14 protein-coding genes are annotated in these 15,555 nt (G+C 65.1%); 5 read left to right on the top strand and 9 right to left on the bottom strand.

What is annotated here, in order from left to right; all coding sequences use genetic code 11:
- Nucleotides 1-543 precede the first annotated feature (543 nt).
- The gene (locus M3I56_RS02065; RefSeq protein ID WP_375541661.1) at nt 544-795 is read right to left on the bottom strand and encodes a hypothetical protein; all 252 of its coding nucleotides are present in this window, start codon (nt 793-795) and stop codon (nt 544-546) included.
- Nucleotides 796-914: 119 nt separating this feature from the next.
- Between M3I56_RS02065 and M3I56_RS02060 the strand changes: the two genes are divergently transcribed.
- Nucleotides 915-1,352 carry a hypothetical protein gene (locus tag M3I56_RS02060; RefSeq protein ID WP_028209015.1) on the top strand — a complete coding sequence of 146 codons (438 nt, stop codon included), beginning with the start codon at nt 915-917 and terminating at the stop codon, nt 1,350-1,352.
- Nucleotides 1,353-1,404: 52 nt separating this feature from the next.
- Here the strand turns inward: M3I56_RS02060 and M3I56_RS02055 are convergent, their stop codons facing one another.
- Nucleotides 1,405-2,448 carry an ABC transporter permease gene (locus tag M3I56_RS02055; RefSeq protein ID WP_254352331.1) on the bottom strand — a complete coding sequence of 348 codons (1,044 nt, stop codon included), beginning with the start codon at nt 2,446-2,448 and terminating at the stop codon, nt 1,405-1,407.
- Between the two features lie 4 nt (nt 2,449-2,452).
- On the bottom strand, nt 2,453-3,169 hold the full coding sequence (locus M3I56_RS02050; RefSeq protein ID WP_254352351.1) for an ABC transporter permease: 717 nt from the start codon (nt 3,167-3,169) through the stop codon (nt 2,453-2,455).
- Nucleotides 3,170-3,288: 119 nt separating this feature from the next.
- On the opposite strand from M3I56_RS02050, the gene M3I56_RS02045 reads away from it, so the two are divergent.
- Both M3I56_RS02045 and M3I56_RS02040 read left to right on the top strand, forming a co-directional pair.
- Nucleotides 3,289-3,492 carry a hypothetical protein gene (locus M3I56_RS02045; protein WP_254352330.1) on the top strand — a complete coding sequence of 68 codons (204 nt, stop codon included), beginning with the start codon at nt 3,289-3,291 and terminating at the stop codon, nt 3,490-3,492.
- A complete protein-coding gene (locus M3I56_RS02040) occupies nt 3,476-4,060 on the top strand; it encodes a hypothetical protein (RefSeq protein ID WP_254352329.1) in 585 nt (194 codons plus the stop codon). Before M3I56_RS02045 ends, M3I56_RS02040 begins: the two co-directional genes overlap by 17 nt.
- 13 nt (nt 4,061-4,073) lie before the next feature.
- Here M3I56_RS02040 and M3I56_RS02035 read toward each other — a convergent pair whose 3' ends face one another.
- Nucleotides 4,074-4,397: a hypothetical protein gene (locus tag M3I56_RS02035; RefSeq protein ID WP_375541660.1), complete on the bottom strand. Its 324-nt coding sequence runs from the start codon at nt 4,395-4,397 to the stop codon at nt 4,074-4,076.
- A 216-nt stretch (nt 4,398-4,613) separates the two neighbouring features.
- Here M3I56_RS02035 and M3I56_RS02030 point away from each other — a divergent pair, with 216 nt between their 5' ends.
- On the top strand, nt 4,614-5,972 hold the full coding sequence (locus tag M3I56_RS02030) for an MFS transporter (RefSeq protein WP_254352328.1): 1,359 nt from the start codon (nt 4,614-4,616) through the stop codon (nt 5,970-5,972).
- Nucleotides 5,973-6,038: 66 nt separating this feature from the next.
- Here M3I56_RS02030 and M3I56_RS02025 read toward each other — a convergent pair whose 3' ends face one another.
- From M3I56_RS02025 to ilvA, 5 genes are all read right to left on the bottom strand, one after another.
- Nucleotides 6,039-6,392 carry a DOPA 4,5-dioxygenase family protein gene (locus M3I56_RS02025; RefSeq protein ID WP_254352349.1) on the bottom strand — a complete coding sequence of 118 codons (354 nt, stop codon included), beginning with the start codon at nt 6,390-6,392 and terminating at the stop codon, nt 6,039-6,041.
- An 86-nt stretch (nt 6,393-6,478) separates the two neighbouring features.
- Nucleotides 6,479-7,255, bottom strand: a complete 777-nt coding sequence (locus tag M3I56_RS02020; RefSeq protein ID WP_254352327.1) for an ATP-binding cassette domain-containing protein — start codon at nt 7,253-7,255, stop codon at nt 6,479-6,481.
- Entirely contained in the window at nt 7,252-8,226 is a 975-nt protein-coding gene (locus M3I56_RS02015) for a ribose ABC transporter (RefSeq protein ID WP_254352326.1), read from the bottom strand. Before M3I56_RS02015 ends, M3I56_RS02020 begins: the two co-directional genes overlap by 4 nt.
- A gap of 19 nt (nt 8,227-8,245) precedes the next feature.
- Complete coding sequence (locus M3I56_RS02010) at nt 8,246-9,226, bottom strand: ABC transporter substrate-binding protein (RefSeq protein WP_254352325.1); 981 nt, start codon at nt 9,224-9,226, stop codon at nt 8,246-8,248.
- 183 nt (nt 9,227-9,409) lie between these two features.
- Nucleotides 9,410-10,936 carry a threonine ammonia-lyase, biosynthetic gene (gene ilvA, locus M3I56_RS02005; protein ID WP_254352324.1) on the bottom strand — a complete coding sequence of 509 codons (1,527 nt, stop codon included), beginning with the start codon at nt 10,934-10,936 and terminating at the stop codon, nt 9,410-9,412.
- 549 nt (nt 10,937-11,485) lie between these two features.
- Here ilvA and M3I56_RS02000 point away from each other — a divergent pair.
- The gene (locus M3I56_RS02000) at nt 11,486-15,532 is read left to right on the top strand and encodes an FAD/FMN-binding oxidoreductase (RefSeq protein ID WP_254352323.1); all 4,047 of its coding nucleotides are present in this window, start codon (nt 11,486-11,488) and stop codon (nt 15,530-15,532) included.
- Nucleotides 15,533-15,555: the final 23 nt, after the last annotated feature.

The following is a 15,555-nucleotide window of genomic DNA, read 5'->3' as shown; positions in this document are numbered from 1 at the left end:
TCAATCTGAGCCAGGATCAAACTCTTCAGTTCAATACCTGTTACTGTTTTCGGTTTCTCTCGAAACCGGTCGCTCACTCAAAGCTGACAGGTTCTGAATAAATTCAAAAACCTGACTTACTTTAGTGTGAGACTCTTGATACTTTTGCTGCTCCCGGCTTCATTCCGAAGAACAAGACCGGGTCGCCACCGCATCAAGCGCCCACACTTATCGGCTGTAAATTTTTAAAGATCGATCGCGAAGTTGCCGTTAAAACACCTAACTACCGGCTTCTTTCTGCGTTGCTGCGTCAGCAGCAGAGAAATGAGATTATGAAGAATCTTTTTCGCTTCGTCAACCCCTTTTTTTCGCTCACCGCTTAAAAAAGCTGCCGACTCCTGCGTCCGCCGGTTTCCGCGGCGGCCCTCGCTGCCCTGATGTCTGAGACATCGAACTGCGAAGGGGGCGAATCTTATCGCCTCGATCGCGAGTCCGCAAGCCCTTTTCCATCGACTCAATTGAAAAGAGGCGCAACGCGCCTCTTTCAATGAGCGGCATTCGCGCTCATGACTTCGGATCGACCATCGTCGGCGGGTCGAACATCGCCTTGCACGGCGGCGAGAGCTCATCGTAGTGCTGCTTCAGGCACGCCGCGATCTTCTCCTTGTTGGGAATCGCACGCGCGCAGAAGTGGAACGCATCGCCGCGGCACGCGTGTTCCTGCTCGTTGCGCGATTCGCCGCTGCTCGCCATCGCGAAGATCAGGCCGACCAGCAATGCGCCCGCTTTCGTCGTGCGATCGAACGGTTCCCTCATGGCGTTCTCCTCGTGATGCGTGGTCCGACGCGACCTTGCAAGGGCTATTCCCGGCACGCCGCTTGCAGCGCAGCCCTCACCTGCCACGATGAGGCGCTGCTCTCACGCAGCGGAACACCATGAACCCACCGATCATCCGGATCCTCGCGCTTTGCTCGGCGATTGTCATACCAGGCATCCCCCTGGCCGCTCATGCGGACGACAGCGCAAGCCCTTGCGCGGCGCTAAAGCGCATCGTCGCGGCGGCGCCCCAGCATTTCGCGTCACTGAGTCCTGACGACGGACGCGCCGTCGCGCAACCCTATGGCGACGACGCGCAGTGCGCAACGAGCGGCGGGAGTTTTCAGTGCGTCTGGAGTGCGCGCGACGCAGGATCGGGGACGAACGCGCTCGAAGGGGTAGGCGCCGACATTGCCTCGTGCCTGCCCGACGCAACGCACGACGTAAACTCGCCTGGACGCCAGCACTTCTATCTGGGGCAGCGCGGCAGCCGGACCGAGATCACCGCGCAGACCGATGGCTCGACGCGCGTAAAACTGATCGTTTCACATCAATAGGCACGCCATCAGCCAAACGCGTTTGGAAACCGGCAGCTCGAGACGTCATCCATCAAGAGCCCGCGGCCGCACGCCGCCGCGTCGCGCCCGCGGCTCGCGCCGCGCCATGCCGGCGCCCGGTGAGCACGGTCTGCACGATCACCGCAGCAAGCAGGAATGCGCCGCTCGCCAGGTTCTGATAGTAAGGGCTCAGCGTGCCGACCTGATTGATCACATTGTCGATGACACCGAGAAGCAGCACGCCGGCCAGCGGCCCGGCCATCGTTCCCACTCCGCCCGTGAGCAACACGCCGCCGATCACGGCCGCGGCGATCGACTGCAGTTCGTAGCCGGTCCCCGCCCCCGACAACCCCGAGTCCAGATGCGACGCCAGCAGCGCCCCCGAGAGACCGGCGAGCGCACCGGACAATCCATAGGCGAGTATCTTCACGCGCTCCACGCGCACGCCCAGCATGCGCGCCGCCTCTTCGTTGCCGCCGATCGCAAAGATCGCCGCGCCAAAGCGCGTGTGATTGAGCAGCGCGCCGCCGAGCGCATAGACGACCACGAGCACCCAAATGAGATTGTTGACGCCAAACACCGAGCCATTGGCGATGCGCGCGAAGAAACCCGGATTGGCAATCAGCAGATCCTGGCTCGCGAGCACGAGCGCGAGCCCCTTGAGCCCAAGCAGCGCCGCAAGCGTGACGATGAACGGTGCCATGCGCGCACGGGCGATCAGCACGCCGTTCACCAGCCCGATGACGAAACCCGCCGCCACGGGCGCGAGCATCGCGGCGCCCCAGCCATACGGCGCGGCATAGGCGGCCAGCACCGTGCCGAGTCCGACCATCGACCCGACCGAAAGATCGAATCCGCCCAGGACGATGACGATGCTCTGCCCCACGGCGACGAGCCCGAGAAACGCGCCGTTCGACGCGATGTCCGCGAGGTTCGCCGGGCGCAGGTAGTCGGGAAACACCATGCCGGCCACGAGCGCGACGACCACGAGCATCGCGATCGCCCCCCGCGACTGCACGAGCGCGATCACTTGCGCGCGCCGGCTGGCACCCGGTGCGTCGGCGGATTGAGCGTCCGCTGGTTTGGCCTTGTGCATTGTGTCAGGCTCCCGAGCGTTGCAGATACAGCGCGACGACGATGAACACCACCTTGAGGATCTGCGCGTAGGTGAAGCTGATGTTGTTCATGATGAAGCTCGCGTCGAGCACCTGCAGAAGCAGCACGCCGAACACCGCGCCGACAATCGAAATGCGCCCGCCCGACAGCGGCGTGCCCCCGATGACCGAAGCGGCAATCGCATCGAGTTCGAAGTTCACACCCACATAGTTGGGATCCGCCGCGCCAAGCCGCGACGACGCGAACACGCCGGCGAGTCCGGCAAGCGTGCCGCTCACCGCATAGACGAGAAAGAGCGTGCGCCGCACCGGAATGCCCGCGAGAAACGCGGCGCCGCGGCTCGCGCCCACGAGAATCGCATAGCGCCCGAAGGTCGTGCGCCGCACCACGAACGCCACCACCACCGCGAGCCCAAGCGCGATCAGCATGACGATCGGCAGCGGGCCGAGCGGGCCGGCGCCGAGCAGATCGAATGCGGGCGTGTCGGGCAGATTCACGCGCGAGCCGCCCAGCAGCGCCTGCGCGAGCCCGCGCGCGGCGACCAGCAAGGCGAGGCTCGAGATCAGCGGATCGATGGCGAGCAGCGCCACGAGGAACCCGTTGCACAAGCCGACTACGGCGCCCACCGCGACCGCACCCACGAGCGCCGGGCCCACGCCATACGGCAGGAACACGGCAATCGACGCGCTGGCGAGCGCCATCACCGAAGAGATCGATACCGCGCGTCGCGATCGCGAGATTCTGGCCCAGCGCGATCAACACGATCGGCGCTGCCTCGAACAGCAGGCTGCGCGCCGCGAACGGATTCGAGAAGCCGGGCGTGACCGCGAGATTGAACGCCACGAGCGCGGCGAGCGCGAAGTACACGCTCTGCTCGCGCAGCACGGTGCGCCAGGTCTGCGCGCGCGCCGCGGTGCCGGACACAGGCGAGACGGAACGGTTCGAGGAATTCGAAGGATTCGAGGGGCTCAAGCTTGCCTCGTTCACAATCCACGACAACCGCTCCGATGGCGACCAACCTTGAATCGAAGGCCGGCTCACTCACAGGCTGGCCGTTTCGCTACGAAGCGCGCCAGCACCTCACGCTCGACGCCAGCGGCCTCACCGTGCGCATGTGGGCTCGCAACCTCGCCGCGCGGCCCATGCCGTTCGGGCTGGGCCATCACCCGTATTACCCGCGCCCGCCCGGCACGCACATCGCCGCGCGCGTGCGCGCCATGTGGGAAATCGACACGGAAGTCCTGCCGGTCTCGCTCAGCGCCCACCCGGCCGTCGACGCCCTGCAGGCCGGCCTGATCGTCGACGACTTCGATCTCGACAACAACTTCTCCGGATGGCGCCGCGAGGCGGTCATCGAGTGGCCGCACGAAGGCCGTCGTCTCGCGCTGCGCGCAAGCACGCCACTCGACTTCTTCGTGGTCTTCTGCCCGCCCGGCCTGCCGTACTTCTGCGCGGAACTGGTCAGCAACACGACGGACTGGCTCAATCTGCGTCACGAAGGAACCGTGCAGCGCATCGACGTGGGCGGCACCGTGCTCGCTCCCGGCGAAACGCTCGAAGCCCAGCTGGCCTGGCAACCTGAGCGGACCTGAAGCGGCCAGTCGCTCACATGCCCGCGCCGCTATGCCCACCCGAGCGCACGCCCGCCAACGGGGCGCCGTAGCCGCCCGCCTCGGCGTTATTCGGGTGACCGTTCGCGAGTTGCCCGCGCGGATCGGTAGGACCGACCGGCATCTCGCCGGCCTGGCGATTGCCGTGGGTCGGGTACTCGCTGCCGGGCTGGGCGCCCGGCATGAGCGCGAGGCTATTTTGCGGCGCGCGCAGGTCGTCATTCGGCGCGAGCTGGGCAAAAACCTGGCCGGGCGCACCTGCCAGCATTGCGCTTGCCATGAGGCACGGCATGCCCGCGTGGGCGAAGAAAGGCTTCATTGGGAACTCCTTGTCGCGCAACGCGACACGCCTGCAGCACGCGCGTGCTCGCCGTGCTGCTTTCAGGCTAGCAGACGGCCGCCTGCCGCGCCCGATGACGATCCCCAGCAAACCCCGCGCTGCGGTTACTATTCCAGGTTGTAAGGCAAACCAGAAAAAGCGGCACGCCACGGCGGGCCGATACAACGACAACCTCGGTCGACAGGAGACAAAACCATGGACCAGCCGCGTGCCGTCGACGTCCAGACCTTCATCAACGAACATCCGTTTTCGCCGTTCCAGTGGTTCATTTTCGCGATGTGCTTCGTCATCGTCCTGCTAGACGGTTTCGACACCGCCGCGATCGGCTTCATCGCGCCTTCGCTGCTCGGCGAATGGGGCATCCCCAAGCCCGCGCTCGCGCCCGTGCTGAGTGCGGCGCTCTTCGGCCTCGCCTGCGGCGCACTCGCGTCAGGACCGCTGTCCGACCGCCTCGGGCGCCGCGGCATGCTGGTCGGCTCGGTGCTGCTGTTCGGCGTGACCTGCCTCGTTTCGGCGTTCTCCACCAGCATCGGCGAGCTCACGTGGCTGCGCTTCATTACAGGTGTGGGTCTCGGCGCCGCCATGCCGAACGCGGTCACGATGATGGGCGAGTTCTGTCCCGACCGGAACCGCGCCACCGTGATCAACCTGATGTTCTGCGGCTTTCCGCTCGGCGCGGCCTGCGGCGGCTTTCTCGCGGCGTGGATGATTCCGCATTTCGGCTGGCGCAGCGTGCTCATGCTCGGCGGCGTGACGCCGCTCGTGCTCGCCGTGCCGCTTTTCCTGCGCATGCCGGAATCGGTGCGCTACATGGTGGCGAATCAGCGGCCCGTCGAGCGTATTCGCGCCGCGCTCGCCCGCATCTCGCCCGACGCCGCCAAGGCGCAGGTGTTCACGATGACGGAGCACGCCCCGCAAACGGAAAGCCAGGGTCTCGGCGTCGTGCTCTCGCCGATGTACCTCGTCGGCTCGGTGATGCTGTGGGTCGCGTATTTCATGGGGCTCGTGATCTTTTACGCCTCGATCAACTGGATGCCGCTGCTGCTCAAGGACTCCGGTCTCACGGCCTCGAGCGCCACGCTGATTTCGGCGCTCTTCCCGCTCGGCGGCGTGGGCGCGGTGCTGAGCGGCATGCTGATGGACCGCTTCAACGCGAACCGCATCATCGCCGTGTGCTACGTGCTCACCGCGATTTCGGTCTGGCTCATCGGCCAGGCGGCCGGCAACGTGGCCCTGCTCGTGCTCGTGGTGTTCGTGGCCGGCGTGCTGATGAACACGGCGCAATCGTCGATGCCCGCGCTCGCCGCCGCGTTCTATCCCACCCAGGGACGCGGCACCGGCGTGGCCTGGATGCTCGGCATCGGGCGCTTCGGCGGCATTGCGGGCTCGTTCCTCGTGGCCGAACTCGCGCGCCGGCACTTCACGTTTGCAGGCATCTTTGCGACGGTTGCCGTCGCCGGTCTCGTTGCCGGCGCGGCGCTGCTCATCAAGCAGGCCGCGCGGCCGCAGCCGGGCGGATCGTCGGCGGCAAAAACGGAGTCGTTTGGGCACTGAGGCCCGCTGGCGTGTCGAGGATTGCGCCGTGCCGCAGGCTACAGGACGGCGCAATCCGCAGAATGGTCAGCCGCCGAGCGCGCCGAGATTGAGCGTGTGCGAATGGCCGATCCACACGGCGCCGTCGCGATGATCACGCAGGGCATCGGTGGTGTTCGGATGCACGAACACGTCGAGTGCGCCGTGATTGAGCGTGAGCCATTCGACGACTGTCGTGAAATGCTCTCGCGCGATGGCGAGCTGATACGACCACATCGGATGCGGCCCGACCGGGCGTTCGTGAAAGCGCCCGATCTGCACGATCTCGCCGAAGCGGGCTTCGATCGCCTCGCGCAAGGTCCATGCGGCGTCGCGTGTCGCCGCGTCGAAATAGACGTGGGCGTGCCAGCTCGTGATATCGGCGGGATCGAGGTAGTTCATGGCGGAAGCAGGAATGCGGTCAAGGTTCGAGCCGACATTGTCCATCGAATGCCCGCACCGCGCAGGCGAACGCACCGCGTCAGGTTTCAGTGCGCGCCGTTCGAATACGTGTCGCCTACCATCAGCCGAACGATCTCGTCGCCATCGGTGTCGATCACGCGCCGCTCGCCCGCCACTTCGCCGCGCCGCAGCACGACGATGCGCTCGGCCACGGCGAAAATATCGTGCAGGTTGTGCGAGATGAGAATCACGGCCACGCCCTGCGCCTTGAGCCCGCGAATCAACTCCATCACCTTGCGTTGCTCGGGCACACCGAGCGCCGCCGTGGGCTCGTCCATGATGAGCACGCGCGCGTTCCAGTAAATCGCGCGGCCTATCGCAATCGCCTGGCGCTGGCCGCCCGAGAGCATTTTCACGGGGCCCGTGAGCTTGCGCGGCGGGATCACGATATCGAGCCGCTCGAGCACTTCGCGCGCCACCCGCGCCATATGCGGCCGGTCGATCACCTGGAAGCCGAATAGCCGTCTCACGGGCTCGCGGCCGAGGAAGATGTTGCTGCCCACGTCGAGATTGTCGGCCAGCGCGAGATCCTGATAGATGGTTTCGATGCCCTGCGAGCGCGCATCCTGCGGATCGCGCAGTTGGAGCGGACGCCCTTCGAAATGCAGATCGCCCGCATCGGCGCGATACACGCCCGAGAGGATCTTGATGAGCGTGGATTTGCCTGCGCCGTTGTCGCCGGCGAGCGCCAGCACTTCGCCGGGCATGAGCCGCAACGACACGCGCTTGAGCGCCTCCACACCACCGAACCGGATCGAGACGTCGCGCGCCTCCAGAATCGGCGTGTCGCTCGCGCCGCTCATTGCGCGCCTCCGAGCCGATCCTTGTACTGGTCGATCAGCACCGAGAGAATGATGACGATGCCGACCACGATGAATTGCCAGAACGCGTTGACGTCGATGAACACAAGCCCGAATTCGATCACGGCGATGATGAGCGCGCCGATCAGCGTGCCGATGACATTGCCGGTGCCGCCAAAGAGACTCGCGCCGCCGATCACGACCGCCGCGATCGAATCGAGCAGCATGGGCTCACCCGCATTGGCCGCGCCCGCCGCGAAGCGCGCCGTGTAGACGATGCCGCCCACCGCCGCGAACGCCGCCGCAATCAGATAGATTGCGAACAGATGACGGCGCACGTTGATGCCCGCGCGCACCGCCGACTGCGGATTGCCGCCTATCGCATAGGTGTACTGGCCGAAGCGCGTTTGCGAGAGCACGAAGTGCATGATGGCGAGCAGCACGGCCGTGAGAATCACGGGCGTCCAGCCGCTGCCGAGCCACGCGAGCCCAGGATTGTTGACGGAAACGGTCATGCCGCTGCCCGCAGCGAGAAAGCCCACGCCCCGCGCGACCCCATACATGCCGAGCGTGCCGATGAAGGCAGGCACGCCGAGGCGCGCGATCAATACTCCGTTCACGAAGCCTGGAATCAGGCACACGAGCACCGTGAGAGGAATCGACATCAGCAAGATCCACGGCGATTCGCCGCCGGGAATCGTGAACTGCGCGACGCACACCGCCGCGAGCCCCATCACGAAGCCCACCGAAAGATCGATGCCCGCGGTGATGATCACAAAGGTCTGACCGATCGCCAGCAACAGCGGCGCGCTCGCCGCAAGTCCGATCGACTGCAGGTTGTACGCGTTGAACACGAACGACCGATGCGCCGAGATGCGCGCCCACGCCTCGAAGAAGACGAGCAGCGTGCCGAGAAAGAGCCACGGCCAGACCTTGCTGACGAGCGCGAGCCTGTCGAGTCGTTTGTCGTTCATGTGGCTCTGTTCGCGTGGCTTAGTTCGAGTAGATGTACTGCTTCATCTCCGGCTTGTCGATGTTCGACTTGTCCAGCACCACGAAGCCCGTGCCCTTGTAAGTGGGAATCTTCTTGCCGTGGATGGCGTCGGCCGCGAATTTCACGGCGTCATAGCCCATCTCGTCGGGAAGCTGCGCAATGGCGATATCGACGAGGCCGCTTCTGATCTGCTCGTCGATGCCCGGCACGGCGTCGAACACGACGATCTTCACTGCGCCCTGCTTGCCCGCGTTCTTCACGCCTTGCGCCGCGCCCGCGCCCGAAAACGTGTTGGCGCCGAACACGCCCGCGAGGTCGGGATTGCGCGCGAGCACCGCCGCCACGTGCGAGGCGGCGCGATTGGCGTCGTCCTCGTTGTACTGCGTCTCCAGCACCTTGATGTTGGGGTGCTTCTTCATCTCTTCCATGAAACCTTGCGCACGCGCGTCAGTGCTGGAGATACCCGGCTTGTTGTTCTCGCAATAGACGGTGCCCTTGTCGCCGATCGCCTTGGCGAGTGCGCGCGCCGCTACGCGGCCGCCTTCCAGGTTGTCCGAAGCGATATAGGAGAGCGGGAAGTCGGCGTCGCCCTTGCCGGTTTGGTAGCGGCCGTCGCCGATATAGGTGTCGACGGTGATGACCTTGATGCCGGCGTCGGCGGCTTCCTTGAGCGGGCCGATGAGCTGCTGCTTGTCGACGGGCGAGACGAGCAGCACGTCGGGATGCTTGGCGATGAACGCCTTGAGGATCGGCACCTGTTCCGTGGTGTTCCAGGCCTTCGGAACCTGGAACAGCAACTGGATGTTTTCTTCCTTCGCTGCGCGCTCGGCGCCGCGATGCATCGTGAAGTAGAAAGGATCGGTGACGCCGGGCAGCAGCGCGACGACGGGATGCGCCGCATCCGCTTGCGCCACGCCGGGCAGCGCGCCGGCGACGATCGTGGAAAGAACCATCAGACAGCCAAGAGCGATCCGCAACATGTTTGTCTTCCTCCAGGTGAGTCCGACGCACGGCGCCCAATCTTCCCGAGGCGACCACGCCCGGCAGCAGTGGCTCAGTATACTGACGCGCACTGCTGCCGGGCCTGGTGTTTTCCTGCACTCTTTCTGCTCTTTATGCGCTTCAGATGCAGGCGTCCCGATTGGTGGGACGCCTGACTATTTTCATTGCAGGAACAACCGATACGCCGGATTGCTCGTCTCTTCCCAGTGCGGATAACCGAGCGTGGCAAGGAAGCGGCGGAACTCGGCGTCTTCGGCGGCGGGCACCTGGATGCCCACCAGAATCGAGCTGTAGTCGGCGCCCTGGTTGCGGTAGTGGAACAGGCTGATGTTCCAGTTCGGCGCCATCGACGAAAGAAAGCGCATGAGCGCGCCCGGGCGCTCCGGAAACTCGAAGCGAAACAGGCGTTCGTCGTGCGCGAGCGGCGAGCGCCCGCCCACCATGTAGCGGATGTGCTGCTTGGACAGCTCGTCGCCGGTCAGATCGACGCTTGGAAAGCCGTGATCGACGAAGGTCTTCGCGATCTGCTGCGACTCGCCGCGGTTGCGGATCTGCACGCCCACGAAGATGTGCGCGCGCTCGGCGTCGTCGATGCGGTAGTTGAACTCGGTCACGCTGCGCGTGCCGACCAGCTCGCAGAAGCGCTTGAAGCTGCCGCGCTCCTCGGGGATCGTCACGGCGAACACCGCTTCGCGCGCCTCGCCCACCTCGGCGCGCTCGGCCACGAAGCGCATGCGGTCGAAATTCATGTTCGCGCCCGAGGTGATCGCCACCAGCGTTTGCCCCTCGATGCCCTCGCGCTCCGCGTACTGCTTCGTGCCCGCCACGGCCAGTGCGCCGGCGGGTTCGAGCACGCTGCGCGTGTCCTGGAAGACGTCCTTGATCGCGGCGCACAGCGCGTCGGTATCGACGGTGAGCACTTCGTCGAGATAGTGCTGGCACAGGCGGAAGGTTTCCTCGCCCACGAGCTTGACGGCCGTGCCGTCCGAGAACAGTCCGACTTCGGTGAGTTCCACGCGCTGGCCCGCCTCGATCGACTGCGCCATCGCGCAGGAATCATCGGTCTGCACGCCGATCACCTTGATCTCGGGGCGCACGGCCTTTACGTACGCCGCCACACCCGCAGCCAGCCCGCCGCCGCCGATCGGCACGAAGATCGCATGAATCGGGGCCTGATGCTGGCTCAGCACTTCCATCGCCACGGTGCCCTGGCCGGCGATCACGTAGGGATCGTCGAACGGATGCACGAAGGTCAGGCCGCGTTCTTCCTGCAGGCGCACGGCGTGGGCGTAGGTGTCGCTGTACGATTCGCCGGCCTGCACGACCTCGACGGTCGCGCCACCGTGGGCGCGCACGGCGTCGACCTTCACCTGCGGCGTGGTCACCGGCACGCAGATCACGGCCTTCACGCCGAGCTTCGCCGCCGAAAGCGCCACGCCCTGCGCGTGATTGCCCGCCGAGGCGGTGATCACGCCGCGCTCGAGTTGCGCGGGCGAGAGATGCGCCATCTTGTTGTACGCGCCGCGCAGCTTGAAGGAGAACACCGGCTGGTTGTCCTCGCGCTTGAGGAACACGGCGTTGCGCAGGCGCGCCGAGAGGTTCGGGGCGCGCTCGAGTTCGGTCTCGCGGGCAACATCGTAGACGCGGGCGGTGAGGATTTTCTTCAGGTAATCGTCGTGAGAGGCCATGCGAGGGCGCGCCGGGCGCGGTTTCAGGGCGGGAAAGCGTAAATGATAGCGCCAACGGCTCCCGCGCTGGCGGCGCGGGCAGGCGGCTGGCGCTCGATGCGGCAGCGCTATTCACCGACCGGCCGGAAGGCAAATCATCGTCAAAGCGCGCGCAATCCGGCGCGAGTCGTCCGTCAACGCAAGTGAATCTTGTGTGTTCACCAGCTTCCTACGCCGCGTCAGCGCGGGTGCGGATCATGCGGTAAAATCCTTTTTCGAAACAAGGATCGGATGATGCACTGGCAACCTCGGAGAGCCCATTTGATGCCCGCACGGCGCGTGACCCGCCCGGCGGCGCAGCGGCACGCCCGCCACGCACGATCGTGTCGCTAAATCCGAGCGCCGGGGAACCATCGGCGTGAGCGTTGCCGCCATGTGCCTCCCCACCCCTTTCGTCCGTAGCCTGCCACAGGCGGACACGATTTCAGAATAGCGCCCCACGCGCCCCGTCAGCATCCGTCGCAGCGGCCGCGAGCCGTGCGCGGGACTGGCCCAAAGAGTCGTCCAACCATGAACGCACCTCAAGTTTTCGATCCTCACGGCGCCGCCACCGCCGTGGCCGCCGACATCGAACCGCGCCTGCGCGAGATTCCCTATAACTACACGTCCTTTTCGGACCGCGAAATCGTCATCCGCCTGCTCGGCGAAGACGCTTGGAACGCGCTCGCCGTGCTGCGCGCGGAGCGCCGCACCGGCCGCTCGGCGCGCATGCTCTACGAGGTGCTGGGCGACATCTGGGTCGTGCGCCGCAATCCGTATCTGCAAGACGATTTGCTCGACAATCCGAAACGCCGCGCGCTCCTGATCGAGGCGTTGAACCACCGCCTCGCCGAAATCGAGAAGCGCCGCCGCGCCGACCTGCAGGAGCATGCAGACAAAGAAGGCGTGGACCGCGCCGCGCGCGTGGAAAAACTGGTCAGCGCCACGCGCCGCGCCATCGACGCCTTCGCGGGCGAGTTCGAGAAGGTGGCCGACCTGCGCCGCCGCTCGACGAAGGTGCTCGGCAAGCGCACGGCCAAGGACAACATCCGTTTCGACGGCCTCGCGCGCGTCTCGCACGTGACCGACGCGACCGACTGGCGCGTTGAATATCCGTTTGTCGTCCTCACGCCCGATACCGAAGCCGAAATCGCCGGCCTCATCAAGGCCTGTTTCGAACTGGGGCTCACCGTGATTCCGCGCGGAGGCGGCACGGGCTACACGGGTGGTGCGGTGCCGCTCACCCCGTTCTCGGCCGTCATCAACACCGAAAAGCTCGAGCAGCTTGGTCCCGTCGAAATGACCGAGCTGCCGGGCGTGAACCGCAAGGTGGCGACGATTTTCTCGGGCGCGGGCGTGGTCACGCGCCGCGTGACCGAGGCCGCCGACGCCGCGGGCTTCGTCTTCGCAGTCGATCCGACTTCGCTCGATGCGTCGTGCATCGGCGGCAACGTCGCGATGAACGCGGGCGGCAAGAAGGCGGTGCTGTGGGGCACGGCGCTCGACAATCTCGCCTGGTGGCGCATGGTCGACCCGCAGGGCAACTGGCTGGAAGTCACGCGCCTCGACCACAACATGGGCAAGATCCACGACATTCCCGTGGCGCGCTTCGAGTTGAAGTGGTTCGACGGCGAATACGCGCCGGGCGAAAAGCTGCTGCGCTCCGAATCGCTCGATATCGAAGGCAAGCGCTTCCGCAAGGAAGGCCTCGGCAAGGACGTCACCGACAAGTTCCTCGCCGGCCTGCCGGGCGTGCAGAAGGAAGGCTGCGACGGGCTCATCACGTCCGCGCGCTGGGTGCTGCACAAGATGCCCGCGCATACGCGCACGGTGTGTCTGGAGTTCTTCGGCCAGGCGCGCGAGGCGATTCCGAGCATCGTCGAGATCAAGGACTACCTGTTCGAAACGTCGAAACAGGGCGGCGCGATTCTCGCGGGCCTCGAACATCTCGACGAGCGCTATCTGCGCGCTGTGGGCTACGCGACCAAGAGCAAGCGCAACGCGTTTCCGAAGATGGTGCTGATCGGCGATATCGTCGGTGACAACGCCGATGCCGTGGCTACCGCGACTTCGGAAGTCATCCGCATGGCGAACGGCAAGAGCGGCGAAGGTTTTGTCGCGGTATCCGCCGAGGCGCGCAAGCGCTTCTGGCTCGACCGCAGCCGCACGGCCGCGATCGCAAAGCACACCAACGCGTTCAAGATCAACGAAGACGTCGTGATCCCGCTCGACCGCATGGGCGAGTACACGGACGGCATCGAGCGCATCAACATCGAGTTGTCGCTCAAGAACAAGCTGCAACTGGTCGACGCGCTCGAAGCGTTCTTCAAGGCGGGCAAGCTGCCGCTCGGCAAGACGGACGACGCGAACGAGATTCCGTCCGCGGAACTCCTCGAAGACCGCGTGCAGCAGGCGCTCGACCTGCTCAAACGCGTGCGTGAGCGCTGGACCTTCGTGGGCGAGAAGCTCGATCTGTCGCTGCGCGAGGCGCAGCACTATCTCGTGCAACTGGGCTACGAGGCGCTGGCGGAGAAGTTTGCCGACCGCGTGGATGCGCAGCCGGACGCGAACGTCTTCCACGTGACCCAGGACCGCACGGTACGAATCTCGTGGAAGCAGGAGATCCGCGCGGAACTGCGCAAGATCTTCAACGGCGGCGAATTCAAGCCGATCCTCGACGAGGCCCAGGCGATACACAAGAAGGTGCTGCGCGGCCGCGTGTTCGTGGCGCTGCACATGCACGCCGGCGACGGCAACGTGCACACGAACCTGCCGGTCAACTCCGACAACTACGAGATGCTGCAGGACGCGCATGTCGCGGTGGCGCGCATCATGAAGCTCGCGCGTTCGCTCGACGGCGTGATCTCGGGCGAGCACGGCATCGGCATCACGAAGCTCGAATTCCTCACGGACGACGAGATCGCCGAGTTCCGCGCCTACAAGCAGCGCGTTGATCCGCAAGGCCGCTTCAACGCGGGTAAGCTGCTCGAAGGCGCCGACCTGCGCAACGCCTACACGCCGTCGTTCGGCCTGATGGGCTACGAGTCGCTCATCATGCAGCAGTCCGACATTGGCGCAATCGCCGATTCGGTGAAGGACTGCCTGCGCTGCGGCAAGTGCAAGCCGGTGTGCGCGACCCACGTGCCGCGCGCGAACCTGCTCTACAGCCCGCGCAACAAGATTCTCGCGACCTCCCTGCTGGTCGAGGCGTTCCTGTACGAAGAGCAGACGCGCCGCGGCGTGTCGATCAAGCACTGGGACGAGTTCAACGACGTGGCCGACCACTGCACGGTCTGCCACAAGTGCGTGACGCCGTGTCCGGTCAAGATCGACTTCGGCGACGTGACCATGAACATGCGCAATCTGCTGCGCAAGATGGGCAAGAAGAAGTTCAACGCGGGCAACGCGGCCGGCATGTTCTTCCTGAACGCCACGAACCCGCAGACCATCAATCTCGCGCGTACCGCGATGATGGGCGTGGGCTACAAGGCGCAGCGCCTTGGCAACGACTTGCTCAAGAAGGTCGTGAAGAAGCAGACGGCGCATCCGCCCGCATCCACGGGCAAGCCGGCCGTGGTCGAGCAGGTGATCCACTTCGTCAACAAGAAGATGCCGGGCAACCTGCCGAAGAAGACAGCGCGCGCGTTGCTCGACATCGAAGACAACAAGATCGTGCCGATCATCCGCAACCCGAAGACGACGAACGTCGATTCGGAAGCGGTGTTCTACTTCCCCGGCTGCGGCTCGGAGCGTCTGTTCTCGCAGGTGGGTCTCGCCACCCAGGCCATGCTCTGGGAAGCGGGCGTGCAGACGGTGCTGCCGCCGGGCTACCTGTGCTGCGGCTATCCGCAGCGCGGCTCGGGCCAGTACGACAAGGCCGAGAAGATCGTTACCGACAACCGCGTGCTGTTCCATCGCGTCGCGAACACGCTGAACTACCTCGACATCAAGACCGTCGTGGTGTCGTGCGGGACGTGCTATGACCAGCTCGCGGGCTATGAATTCGACAAGATTTTCCCGGGATGCCGCATCATCGACATCCACGAGTTCCTGCTGGAGAAGGGCATCAAGCTCGACGGCGTGACGGGCACGCGCTACATGTACCACGACCCGTGCCACACGCCGATCAAGACGATCGATCCGGTCAAGCTCGTCAACGAGCTGATGGGCTCTGAACACGACGGCTACAAGATCGAGAAGAACGATCGCTGCTGCGGCGAATCGGGCACGCTGGCCGTGACGCGCCCGGACATTTCGACGCAGGTGCGTTTCCGCAAGGAAGAGGAAATCCGCAAGGGCGCGGCGAAGCTGCGCGGCATTCCGATCGTGGGCAACGGCGCGAACGGGGTGCAGCCGGCGACGCAGCAGGAAGCGGGCGGGCAGGGTACGACGCAGGACGTCAAGATTCTGACGAGCTGCCCGTCGTGCCTCCAGGGTCTGTCGCGGTACAACGAAGACGCCAACATTGAAGCCGACTACATCGTGGTGGAAATCGCCCGACACCTGCTTGGCGAAAACTGGATGGCGGACTACGTTCAGAACGCGAACAATGGCGGAATCGAGCGCGTGCTGGTCTAATGGCAGCGCTCAATTTTCGGTGA

The sequence above is a fragment of the Paraburkholderia sp. CNPSo 3281 genome (assembly GCF_024206515.1).
Lineage (GTDB): Bacteria > Pseudomonadota > Gammaproteobacteria > Burkholderiales > Burkholderiaceae > Paraburkholderia > Paraburkholderia nodosa.
Note: the sequence above shows the minus strand (reverse complement) of the source record. Positions and strands in the feature narration are given on the sequence as shown.

Excerpts from the sequence above, each read along its gene's own strand:
- M3I56_RS02035 (WP_375541660.1), bottom strand. The coding sequence starts at position 4,397 with ATGAAGCCTTTCTTCGCCCACGCGGGCATGCCGTGCCTCATGGCAAGC.
- ilvA (WP_254352324.1), bottom strand. The coding sequence starts at position 10,936 with ATGGCCTCTCACGACGATTACCTGAAGAAAATCCTCACCGCCCGCGTC.
- M3I56_RS02050 (WP_254352351.1), bottom strand. The coding sequence starts at position 3,169 with ATGGCGCTCGCCAGCGCGTCGATTGCCGTGTTCCTGCCGTATGGCGTG.
- M3I56_RS02000 (WP_254352323.1), top strand. The coding sequence starts at position 11,486 with ATGAACGCACCTCAAGTTTTCGATCCTCACGGCGCCGCCACCGCCGTG.
- M3I56_RS02010 (WP_254352325.1), bottom strand. The coding sequence starts at position 9,226 with ATGTTGCGGATCGCTCTTGGCTGTCTGATGGTTCTTTCCACGATCGTC.
- M3I56_RS02065 (WP_375541661.1), bottom strand. The coding sequence starts at position 795 with ATGAGGGAACCGTTCGATCGCACGACGAAAGCGGGCGCATTGCTGGTC.
- M3I56_RS02060 (WP_028209015.1), top strand. The coding sequence starts at position 915 with ATGAACCCACCGATCATCCGGATCCTCGCGCTTTGCTCGGCGATTGTC.
- M3I56_RS02030 (WP_254352328.1), top strand. The coding sequence starts at position 4,614 with ATGGACCAGCCGCGTGCCGTCGACGTCCAGACCTTCATCAACGAACAT.
- M3I56_RS02020 (WP_254352327.1), bottom strand. The coding sequence starts at position 7,255 with ATGAGCGGCGCGAGCGACACGCCGATTCTGGAGGCGCGCGACGTCTCG.
- M3I56_RS02040 (WP_254352329.1), top strand. The coding sequence starts at position 3,476 with ATGGCGACCAACCTTGAATCGAAGGCCGGCTCACTCACAGGCTGGCCG.
- M3I56_RS02025 (WP_254352349.1), bottom strand. The coding sequence starts at position 6,392 with ATGAACTACCTCGATCCCGCCGATATCACGAGCTGGCACGCCCACGTC.
- M3I56_RS02055 (WP_254352331.1), bottom strand. The coding sequence starts at position 2,448 with ATGCACAAGGCCAAACCAGCGGACGCTCAATCCGCCGACGCACCGGGT.
- M3I56_RS02015 (WP_254352326.1), bottom strand. The coding sequence starts at position 8,226 with ATGAACGACAAACGACTCGACAGGCTCGCGCTCGTCAGCAAGGTCTGG.